Genomic DNA, 17,304 nt, shown 5'->3' with positions numbered 1-17,304 from the left:
AATCACAACTATAACATTTCCTTAAGATATTTTTAACAAATAGTGATTATTTGGCTGTCTGAAATTTAAATTAGCAATATTTATTGTTTCATTACACTAACAGTGCGTATATGGTTTTCTGTAGTAATATGTAAAGTATATTCCCCATCTTCAAGGCCGGACATATCAAGCTGCGTTAACGTACCCGAAGGGAAAGGCACTTCAATCTGTTGTCCGTAAGGGTCAAAAACCGCCACATCAGTAATAAAGGCATCATAATAATCAATGGTAAGATAATCATCAACCGGATTTGGGTACACCAGCAGCCTGTCGAATTCAAAAGCAGGCTCAACCGTAAGGTTATCCTGCAAAACGCTGATATTATCTATATAAAAATAATACCCTGGCTGAAGTCCGGAGCCGGCAGCTGCAACAATCCTCACGAAAACCTGCCCGCCTCTTGGCGGCTCAAAGCGCACACTGCGAACAGTACATTCAGCCGACGGCCTGTGTGTAGCTGTGTCTATATAATCTACGGTCGTCCACGGTCCATTTCTTGTAGGCGCATATTCCACATAAAAATAACCCCAGTCGGGATCGTCTACAGGCTCATAAGGTAAAACTGCATCATAGTTTAAAAGTTTATACTGATAGGTAAGTGTAACTGTTTCTCCGTTAGAAACGCCCATACTCTTAGAAACCATTTCTGCCATAAGGTTAGGCGTAACAGAAGGGTTAACCCTGTAGGCACTGCCATCATCACAAACGGCAACATCGGTTTGTGTAAAGTCGGCTGATGTCCAGCGGGTTGTTGTCCCCGAAAAGTCTTCAAAATAATCAATTTGTGCAAAAGCTGTACCGCAGCAAAGCAGTAAAGTGAAGATAAACAGCAGCCCGGCTTTGAATTGTATTTTTGTTTTCATGGTTCATATTTTTATACCGTTGTAATAAATTTATGAAAAAAGCACCACATTACTTGTTAATAAACTGTTGTTTAACTGCACTTTAAGCTATTATTACAGGCGTTTTAACCATAAAGTTAGATATAATTCAAATTCATCAAAAATTAAAAATTTATTTTACGAAAACGTTTGAAATATATACTTTTGCACCCAATAACAACACTAATTAATCTTTATCTTCATGAGCAATAATGTTTTATACGAAAAAGAACTGTCCTTTCAGGCAGACCGCAGGAGAGCAGGCGTAGAATTCATAAAAATTGTCAGCGACCTGTGGTATGACAAGTCTATAGAGCTTGTGCTTTTCCGCAACCAGTTGATTGACAGGAATGTGAGCGACATCATCAACCTGCACGAATATGCGGTAGAGTTCGTAAAGAAACCAATCAACATTTTCGACTCTGTAGAAATAGCAAGGGCAATACAGTCGTTAGACCTTCCGCCGTCGCGTATAGACATTGGCAAGCTTACCTATGAGTACCACCTTGAAGATGATAAATATAACGATGCCACCGCATTTGTTTTAGACAAGCTGCGCGATGCCAAAGGAAGCCGCAACATAGAACCGAAAGACGTTGTATTATACGGCTTCGGGCGTATAGGAAGGCTGCTTGCCCGCGAGATAATGAGCAAGATAGGCAAAGGTGCACAGCTACGCCTAAGGGCCATTGTAGTGCGCGAAAAGCCTAATGCAGAGCTTCTTGAAAAGAGGGCTTCACTTTTGCGTTACGATTCTATCCATGGCGACTTTCAGGGGTCTGTATCGGCTGATATAGAGAACAACGCCCTGATTATCAACGGGACAACCGTACACATCATCAGCGCAAACGGCCCTGAAGACATAGATTATACCCAGTATGGCATTAACAACGCACTTGTTATTGATAACACCGGTGCCTTTAAAACAGACGAAGACCTTAAACGCCACCTTACCAAAGGTGCTGATAAAGTGCTGCTTACAGCTCCCGGAAAAGGCGTGCCGAACATTGTGTATGGTGTAAACCATAACGAATATGACCCTGATGGTGTAGACATCTACTCTGCGGCTTCGTGTACTACAAACGCCATAACCCCTGTGCTTAAGGCAGTTGAAGACACGCTTGGTGTGGTAAAAGGCCACCTTGAAACTATCCACGCATACACCAACGACCAAAACCTGGTTGACAACATGCACAAAAAGTATCGCCGTGGCCGTGCCGCAGCGCTTAACATGGTTATTACCGAAACCGGCGCAGGCAGTGCCGTGAGCAAGGCATTACCATCGTTAACAGGCAAGCTAACCAGCAACGCCATCCGTGTGCCGGTGCCAAACGGGTCGCTTGTGGTGCTTAACCTTGAAGTGGAGAGGCCTACAACCGTAGAGGAGGTTAACGAGATAATGAAACACTACGCGCTGGAGGGCGAACTGGTAGAGCAGATAAAGTACTCGCTAAGCAACGAGCTGGTATCCAGCGATATAGTTGGCACATCTGCTCCATCAATATACGACAGCAACGCTACCATAGTGAGCGCCGACGGCAAGAGCATTGTAATGTATGTGTGGTATGATAACGAATATGGCTACAGCCACCAGGTTATACGCCTTGCAAAATATATTGCCAAAGTGCGCCGTTATACTTACTACTAGCAGATAAAAAATAGATGCGGACAGGGATAGCCATTTCCTTTTATGAGATCCGGCTCTTTTGAGCCGGATTTTTTATTTTCCCGAATTTACCCCCAAAAACCGGTCGGGAATTAACATTTTTACTGTTATGGCAGCCACATACTGCTGCAACCGTTCTTTCAGTGGTTGTAGCGGGTTGGGTTGCGCGTGCGATATACAAATTTTTACGGACTCCGCGCTGAAAAACCCGCTTCTGTAAACTAACAGAAAGGCGGTGTAGTTTTGCAGAAATATTTTTTTGTAACTTTGAAAAAAAGTAGTTATGAACCTTCTGGAAAGAATAACCATTAACCCCGAAGTATGCCACGGCAAACCGTGCGTAAGAAACATGCGCTGGCCCGTAGAGGTTATAATTGATATGCTCGGCTCAGGCATGTCAACAGAAGAAATACTGGAAGACCACCCTGAGCTCGAAAAAGAAGACTTACTAGCCTGCCTTAACTTTGCAAGGCTGTACCTTTCAGGCCATAACATCAAAAGCGTAGCTTAATGCGCTTTTTGTGTGATGTTCATATTTCCTATAAGCTTGTAAACTATTTAACACAGGCGGGACACGAAGCCATCCATGTAAATACTATTCTCGACAAGTGGTTTTCTAAAGATGCTGAAATAGCCAGGTATGCCGATGATAACGATTGCATAGTAATTACTAAAGATGCTGACTTTCGTGATAGCCACTTCCTTAAAAAATCACCAAAGCGACTGATTAAAATTAATCTCGGGAATATATCCAATAACGAACTTATAGTTTTATTTGATAACCTGCTTAACGAAATGGATAAACTCAACACAAGCGCACCATTTCTTATTGAGCTTGACAGAGATTTAATCAACTATACTTCAATTTAATTCTAACTCTCTTTACTGAAAAACCCGCTTCGTAAACTAACAGAAAGGTGCTGTAGTTTTGCAGGAGTTCTTTGAAATACTGATGAGTTATTTAAAATATTTCACTTAATTTAAAGTAAATATTATCTTTACAGTGACCAATAATTCATGAATAATGAAACATTCAACAAAAATTACATCGAAAGGAATCACTGGAAGCGGATTGCCAACCGACTATAAAAAAGCTGTAGCCGAATACATTTGGAACGGATTTGATGCAAAAGCTTCTGAAATAAGAATAAACTTTAAAAGTAATGTATTCGGATACTTAGATGAGTTCTCTATCATTGATAATGGTGAAGGTATTGATATGTCAACCCTAAGCGACACATTTGGTAAATTCATGGTCTCGAGAAAAATGAATTCATATTCTAATACTGGATTTGTTAAAGGTAAGAAAGGTAAAGGTCGATATTCTTTCTCTTTATTTGCTGATAGGGCTATTTGGGATACTTTTTATAAAGCAGAAGGTAACGTTTTAAACTATAAGATAACCATAAATAAAGAGACTGCTGAAGATTATTATACAGACGATACCATTATTGCGAATGCTGAATCGACTGGGACTAAAGTTTCATTTTATGATATCGATGGTATTGTGGATGACCAGTTGGAAAGTGAAGAGTTTAAAAGTTTCTTATCAAATGAATTTGGTTGGTTTTTATATTTGAATAATGAACATAATTTCAATATTTATATCAATGATGAAAGATTAGAATTTGAAACAGTAATTGCCGATAGTGAATTAATTGAGGACATAATTGATGATGTCGCATTTAAAATAGTTTTCTTAAGATGGGAGCACAAAATTGGCGATAAATATTATTTTTATTTCCTGAATTCCGAAATGAAAGAGCAATATAGAAAGCATACGTCATTTAACAACAAACCAATAGATTTTCATCACTCAATTTACATACAGTCTAAGTACTTTGATGATTTTCAAATTTCAAAGAATGAGAATCAAGAAGTTATACAAGGAAAAAATCAAGGACACAGTACTTTTAAAACTTTATTAGCAAATTTAAACTCCCTAGTTGAAGAAAAACAAAAACTTTTTATAAAATACGAAAAGGCAAATTCCTTAATTGATAAGTTTAATAAAGAAAATATTCTGCCTAGCTTCAAAGAGAGTAAATACGAGCAGTATCGAAAAAAAGATTTAGAAAATGTTATTAAAGAACTTTATATTATTCAGCCAAAAATTTTTCAAAACTTAAAAAAGGAACAAAGTAAAACTGTGGTTGGTTTTCTTAATTTATTATTAGATTCTGAGCAGCGTGAACACGTACTAGATATAGTGGAAAATGTTGTAAAATTATCTGATGAAGAGAGAAAAGAACTAGCTGATACACTTAAGAAAAGTGAATTAAAGCATATAACAGAATTAGTAAAATTTCTCAAAAACAGATTTGAAATTGTAGAAATTATTAAAGCACTTGTGTATGAACTTAACACTTTTACTAACGAAAGGGAGCATATCCAAAAAATAATCGAAGAGAATTATTGGCTGTTTGGTGAGCAATATCATATGGTTTCCGCTGATAAAAATTTTGAAGTAGCCGTAAACAACTATTTGGCTTTCATGGAAGAAAATAATAATACTAAACCGGCATTCGAAAGATTAGACAAAACTGAAAAGAAAAAAAGACCAGATATTTTTGTTTGTAGAAAGTTTGATAAAATTGGAGTTGATGCTGATGAGGTTATTGAAGAAAATATTATTGTAGAATTAAAAAGACCAAATGTAGTAATTGGAAAAACTCAATTTAGTCAAATAGAGGATTATCTAAATTTTATAAGTAATGAACCCAAGTTTAATAGCCAGTTGCGATCATGGAAATTTATACTTGTTGGGCATAAAGTGGATGACTTTATAAAAGGATATTACACAAATCAAAAAGAAAAGAATAAAAGGTTTTTAATTCAATCAATTAATAACTACGAAATATATGCAATGACTTGGGACGATATATTCAGAATTTTTGAGATACGACATAATCATTTAATTAAAAAGCTCGAATTTAAAAGTTCAATCATTGATGAACTAAAAGCTCGTGGTATTAGAATCAGCAAAGAACTTTCAAATGAGCTCACAGCAAGTGCTCTTAAAATAGCACAATAAACGCCAACTTATTGCACTCCTCCTTTGGAGGGAATCAATAAAACAAAAACCCCTCAACCTTTCGGCGGAGGGGTTTCCTATTTATATTAAAATGCTATTAAGCGTTAGCCCTGCCGGCTGCTGCAATAAGGTTAAGCGCAGAGCCTGCCTTAAACCAGCCTATCTGGCCTTCGTTATAGGTGTGGTTGCAAAGTATAGTGTCTTTGCTGCCATCATCGTGAATAACTTCAAGGGTTAGCTGCCTGTTAGGGGCAAACTCCTTAAGGTCAACAAAGTTAAAGGTATCGTTTTCCTGTATCTTGTCATAATCAGCCTCGTTAACAAAAGTAAGCGCCAGCATACCCTGCTTTTTAAGGTTGGTTTCATGAATACGTGCAAACGATTTTACCAGTACGGCCTTAACGCCCAGGTGGCGCGGCTCCATAGCGGCATGCTCGCGGCTCGAACCTTCGCCATAGTTGTGGTCGCCCACTACTATACTTGGCACACCTGCAGCCTTATAAGCACGCGCTGTTGCAGGCACGGCATCATACTCGCCCGTTAGCTGGTTCTTAACGTTGTTTGTTTTTTGGTTATAGGCATTAACCGCACCAATAAGCATGTTATTAGAAATATTATCTAAATGCCCACGGAAACGCAGCCATGGCCCCGCCATAGAAATATGGTCGGTAGTACACTTACCAAAAGCCTTTATAAGCAGCTTGGCACCCATAATGTTTTCGCCGTTCCACGGTTCAAACGGGTCAAGCAGTTGCAGTCGCTCGCTTTCCGGGCTTACCACTACTTTAACGCCGCTACCGTCTTCAGCAGGCGACTGGTATCCGTTATCCTCAACAGCAAAGCCATTCGGAGGGAGTTCCCATCCTGTAGGCTCGTCAAGCATTACCTCTTCGCCGTCTTCGTTTATAAGTTTGTCGGTTTTAGGGTTAAAACCCAGGTCGCCCGCAATGGCAAGTGCCGTTACAAGCTCCGGAGAGCCTACAAACGCAAGCGTGTTAGGGTTACCGTCGGCACGCTTAGAAAAGTTACGGTTAAACGAGTGTACAATGGTGTTACGCTCTTCTTTCTCGGCGCCTTCCCTGTCCCACATACCAATACATGGCCCGCAGGCATTAGCAAATACAGTTGCGCCAATTTTATCGAAGGTGTCAATATAACCGTCGCGCTCTATAGTATAACGCACCAGTTCAGAACCCGGTGTGATGGTAAACTGTGCCTTTGGCTTCAGTTTCTTTTCTGCCGCCTGTTTGGCGATAGATACCGAGCGTGAAATATCTTCGTAAGACGAGTTGGTACAAGAACCGATAAGCCCTACCTGAATGTTAAGAGGCCAGTCGTTCTTAGTGGCTTCTTCCCTCATCTGAGAAATAGGGGTAGCCAAATCCGGAGTAAACGGCCCGTTTAAGTGCGGCTCAAGCTCCGAAAGGTTTATTTCGATTACCTGGTCAAAATACTGCTCAGGGTTTTCATATACTTCCTTGTCGGCAGTAAGGTATTCTGCTACCTGGTTGGCTGCATCGGCAATATCGGCACGGTTGGTAGCACGCAGGTAACGGTCCATCGACTCGTCATAGCCAAAGGTAGAAGTTGTTGCGCCTACCTCGGCACCCATGTTACAAATAGTACCTTTACCGGTACATGACATGGCCCTTGCGCCTTCGCCAAAATATTCTATAATTGCGCCGGTACCTCCTTTTACGGTAAGGATACCCGCCACTTTAAGGATAACGTCTTTAGGGGCTGTCCAGCCGCTTAGCTTACCTGTAAGCTTAACGCCGATTAGCTTAGGGAATTTAAGTTCCCATGCCATGCCGCTCATTACATCTACCGCATCGGCACCACCAACACCAATGGCTACCATTCCGAGGCCGCCGGCGTTAACCGTGTGAGAGTCGGTACCAATCATCATACCGCCCGGAAATGCATAGTTTTCCAACACTACCTGGTGGATGATACCTGCACCCGGTTTCCAGAAACCAATACCATATTTATTAGATACTGAAGACAGGAAATCGAAAACCTCGTTGCTTTGCTCTTTAGCGCGCTTAAGGTCGGTTTTAGCATCTATCTTAGCCTGTATAAGGTGGTCGCAGTGCACAGTTGTAGGCACGGCTACCTTAGCTTTACCGGCATGCATAAACTGCAATAGCGCCATTTGGGCTGTAGCATCCTGGCAGGCTACCCTGTCCGGTGCGAAATCTACATAATCTTTACCGCGTGTAAAAGCCTGAGACGGTGTTCCTTCCCAAAGGTGAGAATATAAAATCTTTTCAGAAAGTGTAAGCGGACGGCCGGTAAGCTCGCGGGCTTTATCTACGCGGGCAGCCATGTTTGCATACACTTCTTTAATCATTTCAATATCAAAAGCCATAAATAAGTAGTATTAATGTTCGTTTGTAAAAAAGTGCTGTAAAATTACTAATTCTTAAACCAACTAAAAAATTTTTAGCCTTTCTTTAAATTACGTTCATTATTATTTATAAACATTCTATTTTGCCGAAAATAATGCAATTATATTAAGAAATGACGCTTGATTTTTAAGAATTCTCAAAATACGAACTTTATTTTGAGAATTTCTAAATAAGTTAGGTTAATAAAACAAAAATGCCATCTGCAATAAAATACAGATGGCATTGATTGTAGGTATATTTTGGCTAAAACGATATAGTAAACTCGTTCTCTGCGTGTTTTTTATTAGTTGTTAAATACCTGTACAGCATTTTGCCCGACATAAATACCGCAGTTCCAAATACTGAAATTCCGAAGAACAATAGTGCCCATGCTTCTGTGGTGGTAGTCTCAAAATCCCTGAACTCTGAATATACTGCACCAAGCATATATAATGAAAATATCCCGAGTATGTTTCCGTAAATAATTCCTGCCACCCTGTTTTTGTAAATAAGCTGCAGGAACAGCAGCCAGGATAGCAATATGGCAATGTAGTTGATATGCCCGGAGGCAAGGTAATTTTCTGCAGCCCACGCTGTGCCTAAACCTATAAAAAAGATTTCAGGCAGGTTTTTAAATAGTCGTTTCATTCTTTCTTTCAGATTAGATGCATAACAAATATATAACGTTATAGCAACTTAAATATTTTGTTTGTGAAAATTTTATCAATATAATACTAACAATCTATCAACAAAAGTAAAATAATATTACACTATTGATAATTTAAATAATATCGATTATTTATACTTTCATAAACAAAAGTTATTCCAAAAAAAAAGAAGCTTTAAAAAAGCTTCTTTATGATTTCCTCTTCGGTAATGCCTTCGGCATCTGCCTTATAGTTCTTTATTATCCTGTGCCGCAGTATGCCTGTAGCTACTGCCCTTACATCTTCTATATCGGGAGAGAATTTACCGCTAAGCGCAGCGTTGGTCTTTGCACCCAGTATTAAGTTTTGCGAAGCCCTGGGGCCTGCACCCCAATCAAGGTAGGTATTTACATAATCATTTGCTAAGGGGCTGCCGGGCCTTGTTTTACCCACAAGTCCTACTGCATATTCTATAACATTGTCGGCTACAGGTATGCGCCTAATCAGGTGTTGGTAATCTAATATTTCCTGTGCCGTGAATAATGGATTAACCACCACGTTGGTATCGGCAGTAGTACTTTTAACCACCTGCACTTCTTCCTCAAAAGTTGGATATTCAAGCTTTATGGCAAACATAAAACGGTCTAACTGGGCTTCGGGCAACGGGTAGGTACCCTCCTGCTCTATCGGGTTTTGTGTTGCAAGTACAAAATAAGGCAACGATAGTTTATGGTGCTCACCTGCTATGGTTACCGCTTTTTCCTGCATGGCCTCAAGCAGGGCTGCCTGTGTTTTAGGCGGCGTACGGTTAATTTCGTCTGCAAGGATTATGTTAGAAAAGATAGGCCCTTTTATAAATTTAAACTGCCGGTTCTCATCTAATATCTCGCTACCTAATATATCAGACGGCATAAGGTCGGGCGTGAACTGGATACGCTTAAAATCGAGCCCCAGTGCTTTGGATATGGTATTAACCATAAGTGTTTTTGCAAGCCCAGGAACACCCACAAGAAGTGCGTGACCACCCGAAAAAACACTTAATACTATCTGGTTTATTACTTCGTCCTGCCCTACAATTACTTTTGCTATTTCGTTTTTAAGGTCTTTTTGTTTCTGAACCAACTCCTGAACGGCTGCTACGTCTGACATATGTTTTTATCTGCTGTTTAAACAATAAAGCTAAGGAAAATTCCTTAGCTTCAAACTTAAAAATATTTTTGTTGTTTACCTAACTATTTATGACGGGCGGCTAAATTATTTCACCCATTCGTTTGCAAAATCGCAGGCCTGGTAATCAGGTGCCACTTTAATATAGGTTTCCTTAATTTTTTCATCACTCCATTTAGATATTACCTGCAACTGCTTTTCTTTAAGTGCAAGCTCTTTAATCTTGGTATAATCAAGCGCATAATCTGCCATGTGTTCGTCATAACGGTTGGTAACTGTCATTATCTTCCAGCTTTTGCCTGTGCGCGGGTCATCGTTAAGTATAGGCTTGGTTATCTCATCCTCTTTAAGCTCAGACACCTCATTATAGATTTCAGGCTCAAGCTTGGTAAGCTCAAAGCGTGTTTCAAGCGTTCTTGGGTTAAGTAAAAGTCCGCCGCTGTTGCGGGTTTCTTTTTCATCTGATTCCGAACGGGCTGCTTCAGCAAATGTTATTTCGCCGGACATTATACGCTCCCTGATCTTTTCAATTTTTTCTTTGGCTGCCTTTAGTTCTTCACTGCCTACTTTGGGTTTCATCAAAATATGCCTTACATCTATCTCCTGCCCCCTTATTTTTTCTACATATATAATGTGGTAGCCAAACTCTGTTTCTATGGGTTCTGATATCTCCCCTTCCGCAAGGCTGAACGCCGTATCTTTAAATTCTTTTACAAATGGGGTTTTACGGTTCATTTTATAATAACCTCCATTAGAGCTGGAGCCGGGATCTTCTGAATACAGAACAGCCTTACTGTAAAAGCTGGAACCGTTAAGTATATCCTGCCGTATCTGCTTAAGCCTGTCAATCACCTTTTGCTTTTCAGCCTCTGATATTTCAGGCTTAACCACTATCTGGGCAATTTCCATTTCGGCACCAAACCTTGGTATCTCATCATCTTTAAATTTAGAGAAAAATACCCTTACCTCTTCCGGTGTTATTTCTACCTCATCTATAATTTTACGCTGCATACGCTCTGTAAGCATTTGGTTTTTGGTAATGGTAAACAGTTCCTGCTTAAAGGCATCGATGTCTTTTTTACGGAAGTATTCTACCATCCTGTCTTCAGAGCCAAGCCTTTCTACAAAAAAGTCTATCTGCCTGCTCATTTTGTCATTTACCTCTGCATCTTCTATAACAATACTGTCCTGTATAGCCTGGTGCGCATACAGCTTATCTTCCATCAGTTTGCCCAGCAGCTCGCAGCGGGTAACATCTTTTACAGGAATATTTTGCGCCTGCAGCTCCCTGTACATAATATCGATATCAGAATCGAGCACTACAAAATCGCCCACAACGGCAACCACGCCATCTACCTTTACCCTGCCCATAGGCTTTTTAGGTGCCGGCTTTACCGTATCTGCAAGCGACTCAGGTATAATTTCCTGTGCGCCTGCGGTGGTTAAAGCCATAAAGAACATGGCTAATAATAGGTAAATCCTGCTATTTATAAACTTCATATTTATTATTTTTAATCGCATCGTCTGTTATTTCCTTTTCAAGTTTCTTTATTAACTCCAGTTTCCTGTTGTTTATTATAAGCTGTACCAATGTAGGCCTTATGTATTCATAGGGTGACACCATATTCTTATCAAGTACCCTTGATACTTTAACAATATATACATCTGTAGAATCAGGGTACTGGTACGATATACCGTTACCTATATATTTGTTCCTGTTATCGGGTGTTATAAACGGCAGCTTGGTGTACACCTGGTTCATATCTACCCAGGTAGTATCGTTAAAGGCAAAGCTCTTAAACTGTATCGACATATCCTGAAGTGCCTTAAGGTCTTTTTTGTTGCCGCTTAAAAACCTGTTCCGTATGGTATTGAACTTAGGGTGCTCTTTATCTACCTTAATATACTTTAGCCTTACCAGCGTCTCTGTAGTACGGAAGTTATCTTTATATGAGTTGTAATAAGCAGCTACATCTGCATCTGTTACAACAGTATCTACGCTCCGTTTTACAAGTTCCTCAATATAAGCCTTGGTAAAAAGGTCTGTTTTATACTGCCTTACCAATGTGTTATACTCTTCCTGCTTTTCCTTGCTCAGGTTTACCTCGGCAGCATTATACAGCAGCTTTTTAGAAGCCCACCTGTCTATAAAATTCCTTATTATGGCTATACTGTCTTCTTTAGAGGTTCCTGCAGGCACAATACCCGCAATATCCTCTTTGTAAAGATAGGCGTTACCAACCCGGGCAACTGCCTGTGGCTTTTGCTCTTTCTTAAAACTGTCACACGAAATAACAGCAAGCGCCAAAAGCAGCAGTACAGCTTTTTTAAACATTACTACTATTGCTTAAGCTCTTTTTTAACTCCTTCAAAAACATCTTTATTTACTTTAACGGTAAACTCTGTCTTTAAATCATCTACCCATGTGCTTTCAAGATGCTGCTGGTAGTCGTTCACTACCCTGCCCCTTGCTTCATCAAGCGTTTTAGTGCCTGCAGGCATTACCTTAGTAGTTTTCACTACATAATAATAATTGCCGTCTTTTATTATATCAGACACACCTTCTTTATATTTATCTGTTTTTGGCAGTGCATCACTGTCGGTTTCAAATGTTCCGGCCTTTTCCATCACATTTACCTGTGCCTCTGTATTCAGTTCTTTTTTAATGAATTCGGAATCCTTACCTTTTTTAAGGTACTTTCTTGTCTTTTTAATTACATCTTCTTTAGTAGAAGAATATACCTCTGCCTCTACCCTTTCTTTCCACTGGTAGTCGGCCTTGTGGCTGTTGTAAAAGCTTTCAAGCCCAAGCGTATCGGTTTTGGCTTTTTCCCATATTTCTTTCTCCATCAGGTCGAACAGCAACAGGCCGTCCCTGTATTCTTCCATTACTATGCCAAACTCCGGGAACTCATTCTCAAGGTTATCATTATAGTAGGCATTCAGTTGCTCATCTATATACCTTTCATAAAGCACATCGGCAAATTTAGAGGCTGGTGATACATTTCCTGCGCTTTTTTGGTTGTTGGCCATATACCTCATAAAAGATTCGGCTGTAAGTTTCCTGTCTTTATTGATGGTTACCAGCGTCTGGTTATAGGTATCAACATCTTTAGGAAGTTCCCAGTTTTGTCCGTTGGCTTTATTAACCAGAGCTTTAAGCACTTTTGCATAAACCTTTTGGTCTCTTTCAACCGTATATTTTTTCTTTAGCTTCTCATTCATAGAAGCTGCTATCAGCTTAGAGCGGTCGTCTCTCCTTATCCTGTTCTCAAAATCAGCCTCAACATCCGCAAATGGTTTTGCAGGGTGTTTCTCTATCAGCTTTACTATATGCCAGCCAAACTCGGTTTTGAAAGGCTCTGAGTAATCACCGGGCTTACCCAATGCAAAAGCTTTATCTTCAAAAGCAACAGAGCTTAATTCGCCCGAGCTGAAACGGTTTAGCATACCACCTGCCGGAGCAGATGTTTTATCCTGAGAAAACTGTTTTGCGAGTGCTTCAAAACTTTCGCCTTGCTTCAGTTTCTGGTATATCTCATCAATAGTCTGTTTTGCTTTTGCTTCGGCGGCGGCATCTTCTTTACGCGGAATAAGTATCATGATGTGGGCTACTGTAATATCGCCCCTGTTATCCCTAACATCATTAACCTTTATGAGATGGTAGCCAAAGCGGCTGCGCACCGGCTTAGACACCTGCCCTTTAGGCGTGTTGTATGCACCTGTCTCGAAAGGGTAAACCATCCTGAAAACAGAAAAATAACCTAAGTCACCTTTATTTTCTTTAGCGGAAGGGTCTTCGCTGTACTGCTCTGCCAGTTTACCGAAATCTTCCCCGGCAAGGGCTTTTTTACGTACATCAAGCGCTTTGTTATACGCCTTTAGTGTATCGGCAGGCGAAGCATTTTCATCTACCATAAATAATATATGTGATGCCTTTATTTCTTTTTTAGAACGGTTGTAGGCTTCCTCTATCAGTTCTTTGGTAACTTTAGTATCGGTAAGGTAGTTGCGCGATAGCTGGTTGCGGTAGCTTTTAAGCTCATTCTGGTATTTTTTACCGTTTTGAAGCCCAAGCTTGTTGGCCTTATTAACCTTAAGCTTATAACCTATAAACAGGTCGAGGTAGTTATTAAGGTCTTTTTGCGAATCGTCTTTAACCAGATCGAGGTTTTTGTTGTAAACCCTTATAAATTCGTCAGTGTAATACGGTGTACCGTCTATTGTAAATAACACCTCTTTTTTTGACTGCTGTGCGAAAGAAACAACAGTAACAAACAGGGATAAACCTAAAAGAACCTTTTTAAAATTCATTATTTTTAAAATTTTATAACTCTTTAAATACGGTTAGTAAACGCAGCCCTTATGCATATAGTATGCACAACGGCATTTTTTGCGACCAACAAAAGTAACAATTCATTAAGATTATACAATAAGTATTGCTGCAAAACATTGAAAATAAATAGTGCGGGCTACTCTCCTCCCGAAACTATTATAAAATCGCTGCGGCGGTTTAGCTGGTGCTCTTCATCAGTACACGGCACATTATTGCTGCATTGGTTTAGCAACTGCGACTCGCCATAGCCTTTAACGCTTTCTATGCGCCCTGCATTTATACCCTTAGCTATAATATAATTATAAGTAGCATCAGCCCTGTTTTGGGAAAGCTCCATATTATAGTCATCGCTGCCGCGCGAATCGGTATGAGATTCTATTTTTATAACAATATCCGGAAACTGCTGCATTACATATACTACCTTATCCAGTTCCTGCGCTCCCTGCGGTGTTATGTCATACTTATCAAAGTCAAAGTATATGGGGTTAATCTTTATTTTGGCAACGTTGTTCTCTTTGGTAATGAGGTTATCATACTTAACCAACTGAAAATCAATTTTCACTTCTCCAGATGGCGCACCCGGCGTAGTAACATCATCCGTATCGGTACTGTAACCCTTTTTAAAAGCACCAGCCATGATAAAGAAATTACAAGGCACCTGCTCTACTATATACCTTCCTTCCATATCCGTAATTACATCGCCTGTACCTACTACATTTCCATATACATCGCCAACTTTTATGGTAACGCCCTCAATCGGTTTTTTGCTGGTCGCATCGGTTACAATTCCCGTAAGGGTATGGAGGCACGAAGGCTCCTCTTTACAGGTAAAATAATAAATATCGTCATCGCCCATGCCGCCCTCACGGTTAGACGAAAAATAACCGAAGGTACTTTCAACATTAATGATATAGGCAAAATCGTCGGCATTGCTGTTTATAGATGATCCGAGGTTTACAGGCTTGCCTACGTTTAAATCATCAGAGATAGTACACATAAATATATCAAGCCCGCCCAACCCGTAATGCCCGTTGGAAGCAAAATAAAGCCTGTTGCCCCTAACAAACGGAAACATCTCTTTGTTTGGCGTGTTTACCTGCTCCCCTAAATTAACAGGTTTGCCATAAGTGCCAGCATCATTAATAGCTACGGCATATAAATCGGTTTCGCCAAGACCGCCCTGCATATCGCTTGTAAAAATGAGCCATTTTCCATCTTCTGTTAGGGCCGGGTGTGCCACCGAATATTTTATATTACAAAAAGGCAATACCATTTCATTGACAAGCTCATCACCCGAAATTGTAGCCCTGTTTATCCGGAGGTTGTTGGTACCGTTACTTGCATTGTTAAGTTTATCTCTTTTTTTAACGGTATTGGTACTGTAGTAAATCGCCTGCCCGTCGGGTGTAAAAACAACCGACGCATTATGGTAGCGGGTGTGGCTTTTGGGCATAAACTTTTGCTCATTAACAAGGGCACCTGTAATAGTATCACGGTTGGCGACATATAAATCCAGAAACGGCTGCTCATTCCATTTATAAATTCTGCCACCCAAATGGGCGGTATCTTTAGCAGAAGAATAAACAACCTTATCCCCATAAAAAGCAGTACCAAAATCGGACTTACGCGAATTTATACTCAGCGTGTCAATGGTATATACCGTTCCGTATTTATTGATGCTGTCTAACTGCTTTTTCTGTTTCAGGAAGTTTTGCAGAAGTTCAGGCTTTTTGCTTTTACCCAGCTTTGCAGCAAGCAGTTCATCTGCCTTGTCATACTGCTTAAGGCTGCGTAGCGACTGTATGTAGCGGTTAAAATGGTTATCATCTAATTTATCGGCTTTACCCTTTTCATACCATTTCACGGCATCCGTAAACCTGTTTATGTAATAGTAAGTATCAGCTATTTTCATGCGGGTCGATGCAGAGGGATTAGCGCCCTTCACATAGTCTTCATAAGCTTCGGCGGCGGCGGTATAGGCCATTTCATCATACAGTTTATTGGCTTTCTCTAACTTATATTGCGCGGAAGCAAGGAGGGATATAAGGAGCAATACGGCTAAAAACAGATACTTTTTCATGGCTGGTAGTTTTAAAAGAACCTCGGCGATTTTATCCGTGCTGTTTTGGGCATTAGCTGAAAACGCAGTATAAACTCATGAGAGCCATCGTTATACTTATTCAGTTCTGTTACCGAATAATCAAAAGCATAGCCCGCAAACAACTGCTCTGTTATCTGGAAACCCGCCAGCGCGCTAACCGAATCGTCCCACCGGTAAGAAGCGCCAAACGTAAACTTTTCCTGGAACAGGAAGTTGGCCGAAGCATCTACCGTTACAGGCGAGCCTGAAACAACCTTGCCCAGTACGGCAGGCTTAAACTTAATGCTCCCTGTAAGATCGAACACATAACCGCCTATAAAGTAATAGTGAAGCCTGTCAGAAACCACCGTTTCCTGTATATCGTCATAATAATTATCGCGGATAAAATTGGGTACTGATACTCCTGCATACCACTTATCGGTATAATAATAAACACCGGAGCCTATGGTAGCGGCAGCCCTGTTATTGATGTTGGTATTTAAAAGCGGATCGCCCTCCTGGTAGTAGCGCCCCCTGCTCCAGTCAATATTCAGTATGCGTGCCCCGGCTTTAAGCCCGAATGCAAGCCTGCCCTGCATGCCTAAATATAATGTGTAAGAAAAATTACCATCAATATACAACTCATCTGCTGGGCCAATCCTGTCGTTAACCGCACTAAGGCCCAGCCCTACCCTTTCATTCCACACAGGGGAGTGTACTGCAAGCGCCTGCGTGCGCGGTGCGCCATCTATACCTATCCACTGCGAGCGGTGCAGCAGTATGGCATCAAGCCCGCCTGTGCTGCCTGTATAACCCGGGTTTACCGTAAGGGTATTATACATATACTGGCTGTATTGCGGCTCCTGCTGGGCGTGGCAATACCAACCCGGACAAACTAAAGTACCGAAGAGGCTGAACCATAGCAACAGGGTTAAGTAACGATTCGTCATTACAATATGTTTTTCTTTTATCTGCTTTTGTGCCGCAATTTTTGTAAAAGTAACATTTTCAGCAATATTCAGCACAACCTCATTGGCAGTTTTTAAAAGCTTAGGTGCTTCGTC

The 17,304-nt window shown here is 40.5% G+C and carries 13 protein-coding genes; 4 read left to right on the top strand and 9 right to left on the bottom strand.

Annotated elements, in window-relative coordinates:
- Positions 1-80: 80 nt before the first annotated feature.
- Positions 81-902, bottom strand: coding sequence for a T9SS type A sorting domain-containing protein (locus Q0K96_RS05055; RefSeq protein WP_297332918.1), 822 nt, complete (start codon positions 900-902; stop codon positions 81-83).
- A gap of 220 nt (positions 903-1,122) precedes the next feature.
- On the opposite strand from Q0K96_RS05055, the gene Q0K96_RS05050 reads away from it, so the two are divergent.
- From Q0K96_RS05050 to Q0K96_RS05035, 4 genes are all read left to right on the top strand, one after another.
- Positions 1,123-2,568, top strand: a complete 1,446-nt coding sequence (locus Q0K96_RS05050) for a glyceraldehyde-3-phosphate dehydrogenase (RefSeq protein WP_297332917.1) — start codon at positions 1,123-1,125, stop codon at positions 2,566-2,568.
- A gap of 301 nt (positions 2,569-2,869) precedes the next feature.
- Positions 2,870-3,097: a DUF433 domain-containing protein gene (locus tag Q0K96_RS05045; RefSeq protein ID WP_297332916.1), complete on the top strand. Its 228-nt coding sequence runs from the start codon at positions 2,870-2,872 to the stop codon at positions 3,095-3,097.
- Complete coding sequence (locus Q0K96_RS05040) at positions 3,097-3,456, top strand: DUF5615 family PIN-like protein (RefSeq protein ID WP_297332915.1); 360 nt, start codon at positions 3,097-3,099, stop codon at positions 3,454-3,456. Before Q0K96_RS05045 ends, Q0K96_RS05040 begins: the two co-directional genes overlap by 1 nt.
- 154 nt (positions 3,457-3,610) lie before the next feature.
- Positions 3,611-5,620, top strand: a complete 2,010-nt coding sequence (locus tag Q0K96_RS05035) for an ATP-binding protein (RefSeq protein ID WP_297332914.1) — start codon at positions 3,611-3,613, stop codon at positions 5,618-5,620.
- A gap of 97 nt (positions 5,621-5,717) precedes the next feature.
- On the opposite strand, the gene Q0K96_RS05030 is transcribed toward Q0K96_RS05035, so the two are convergent.
- From Q0K96_RS05030 to Q0K96_RS04995, 8 genes are all read right to left on the bottom strand, one after another.
- Positions 5,718-7,991, bottom strand: a complete 2,274-nt coding sequence (locus tag Q0K96_RS05030; RefSeq protein WP_297332913.1) for an aconitate hydratase — start codon at positions 7,989-7,991, stop codon at positions 5,718-5,720.
- A gap of 283 nt (positions 7,992-8,274) precedes the next feature.
- On the bottom strand, positions 8,275-8,658 hold the full coding sequence (locus tag Q0K96_RS05025) for a hypothetical protein (RefSeq protein ID WP_297332912.1): 384 nt from the start codon (positions 8,656-8,658) through the stop codon (positions 8,275-8,277).
- A 194-nt stretch (positions 8,659-8,852) separates the two neighbouring features.
- A complete protein-coding gene (locus tag Q0K96_RS05020; RefSeq protein WP_297332911.1) occupies positions 8,853-9,806 on the bottom strand; it encodes an AAA family ATPase in 954 nt (317 codons plus the stop codon).
- Between the two features lie 105 nt (positions 9,807-9,911).
- On the bottom strand, positions 9,912-11,324 hold the full coding sequence (locus tag Q0K96_RS05015) for a peptidylprolyl isomerase (RefSeq protein WP_297332910.1): 1,413 nt from the start codon (positions 11,322-11,324) through the stop codon (positions 9,912-9,914).
- Positions 11,308-12,159 carry a hypothetical protein gene (locus Q0K96_RS05010; RefSeq protein ID WP_297332909.1) on the bottom strand — a complete coding sequence of 284 codons (852 nt, stop codon included), beginning with the start codon at positions 12,157-12,159 and terminating at the stop codon, positions 11,308-11,310. The genes Q0K96_RS05015 and Q0K96_RS05010 overlap by 17 nt, the downstream gene beginning before the upstream one ends.
- Positions 12,160-12,164: 5 nt before the next feature.
- The gene (locus Q0K96_RS05005) at positions 12,165-14,138 is read right to left on the bottom strand and encodes a peptidylprolyl isomerase (RefSeq protein WP_297332908.1); all 1,974 of its coding nucleotides are present in this window, start codon (positions 14,136-14,138) and stop codon (positions 12,165-12,167) included.
- A 158-nt stretch (positions 14,139-14,296) separates the two neighbouring features.
- Complete coding sequence (locus tag Q0K96_RS05000; RefSeq protein ID WP_297332907.1) at positions 14,297-16,240, bottom strand: OmpA family protein; 1,944 nt, start codon at positions 16,238-16,240, stop codon at positions 14,297-14,299.
- 11 nt (positions 16,241-16,251) lie between these two features.
- Positions 16,252-17,265 carry a type IX secretion system membrane protein PorP/SprF gene (locus Q0K96_RS04995; protein ID WP_297332906.1) on the bottom strand — a complete coding sequence of 338 codons (1,014 nt, stop codon included), beginning with the start codon at positions 17,263-17,265 and terminating at the stop codon, positions 16,252-16,254.
- Positions 17,266-17,304 lie beyond the last annotated feature (39 nt).

Origin of the sequence: Flavobacterium sp. (assembly GCF_024305175.1) — a bacterium.
In the GTDB taxonomy this organism is placed as follows: Bacteria; Bacteroidota; Bacteroidia; order Flavobacteriales; family Flavobacteriaceae; genus Flavobacterium.
This window is presented reverse-complemented; position numbering and strand designations above follow the sequence as displayed.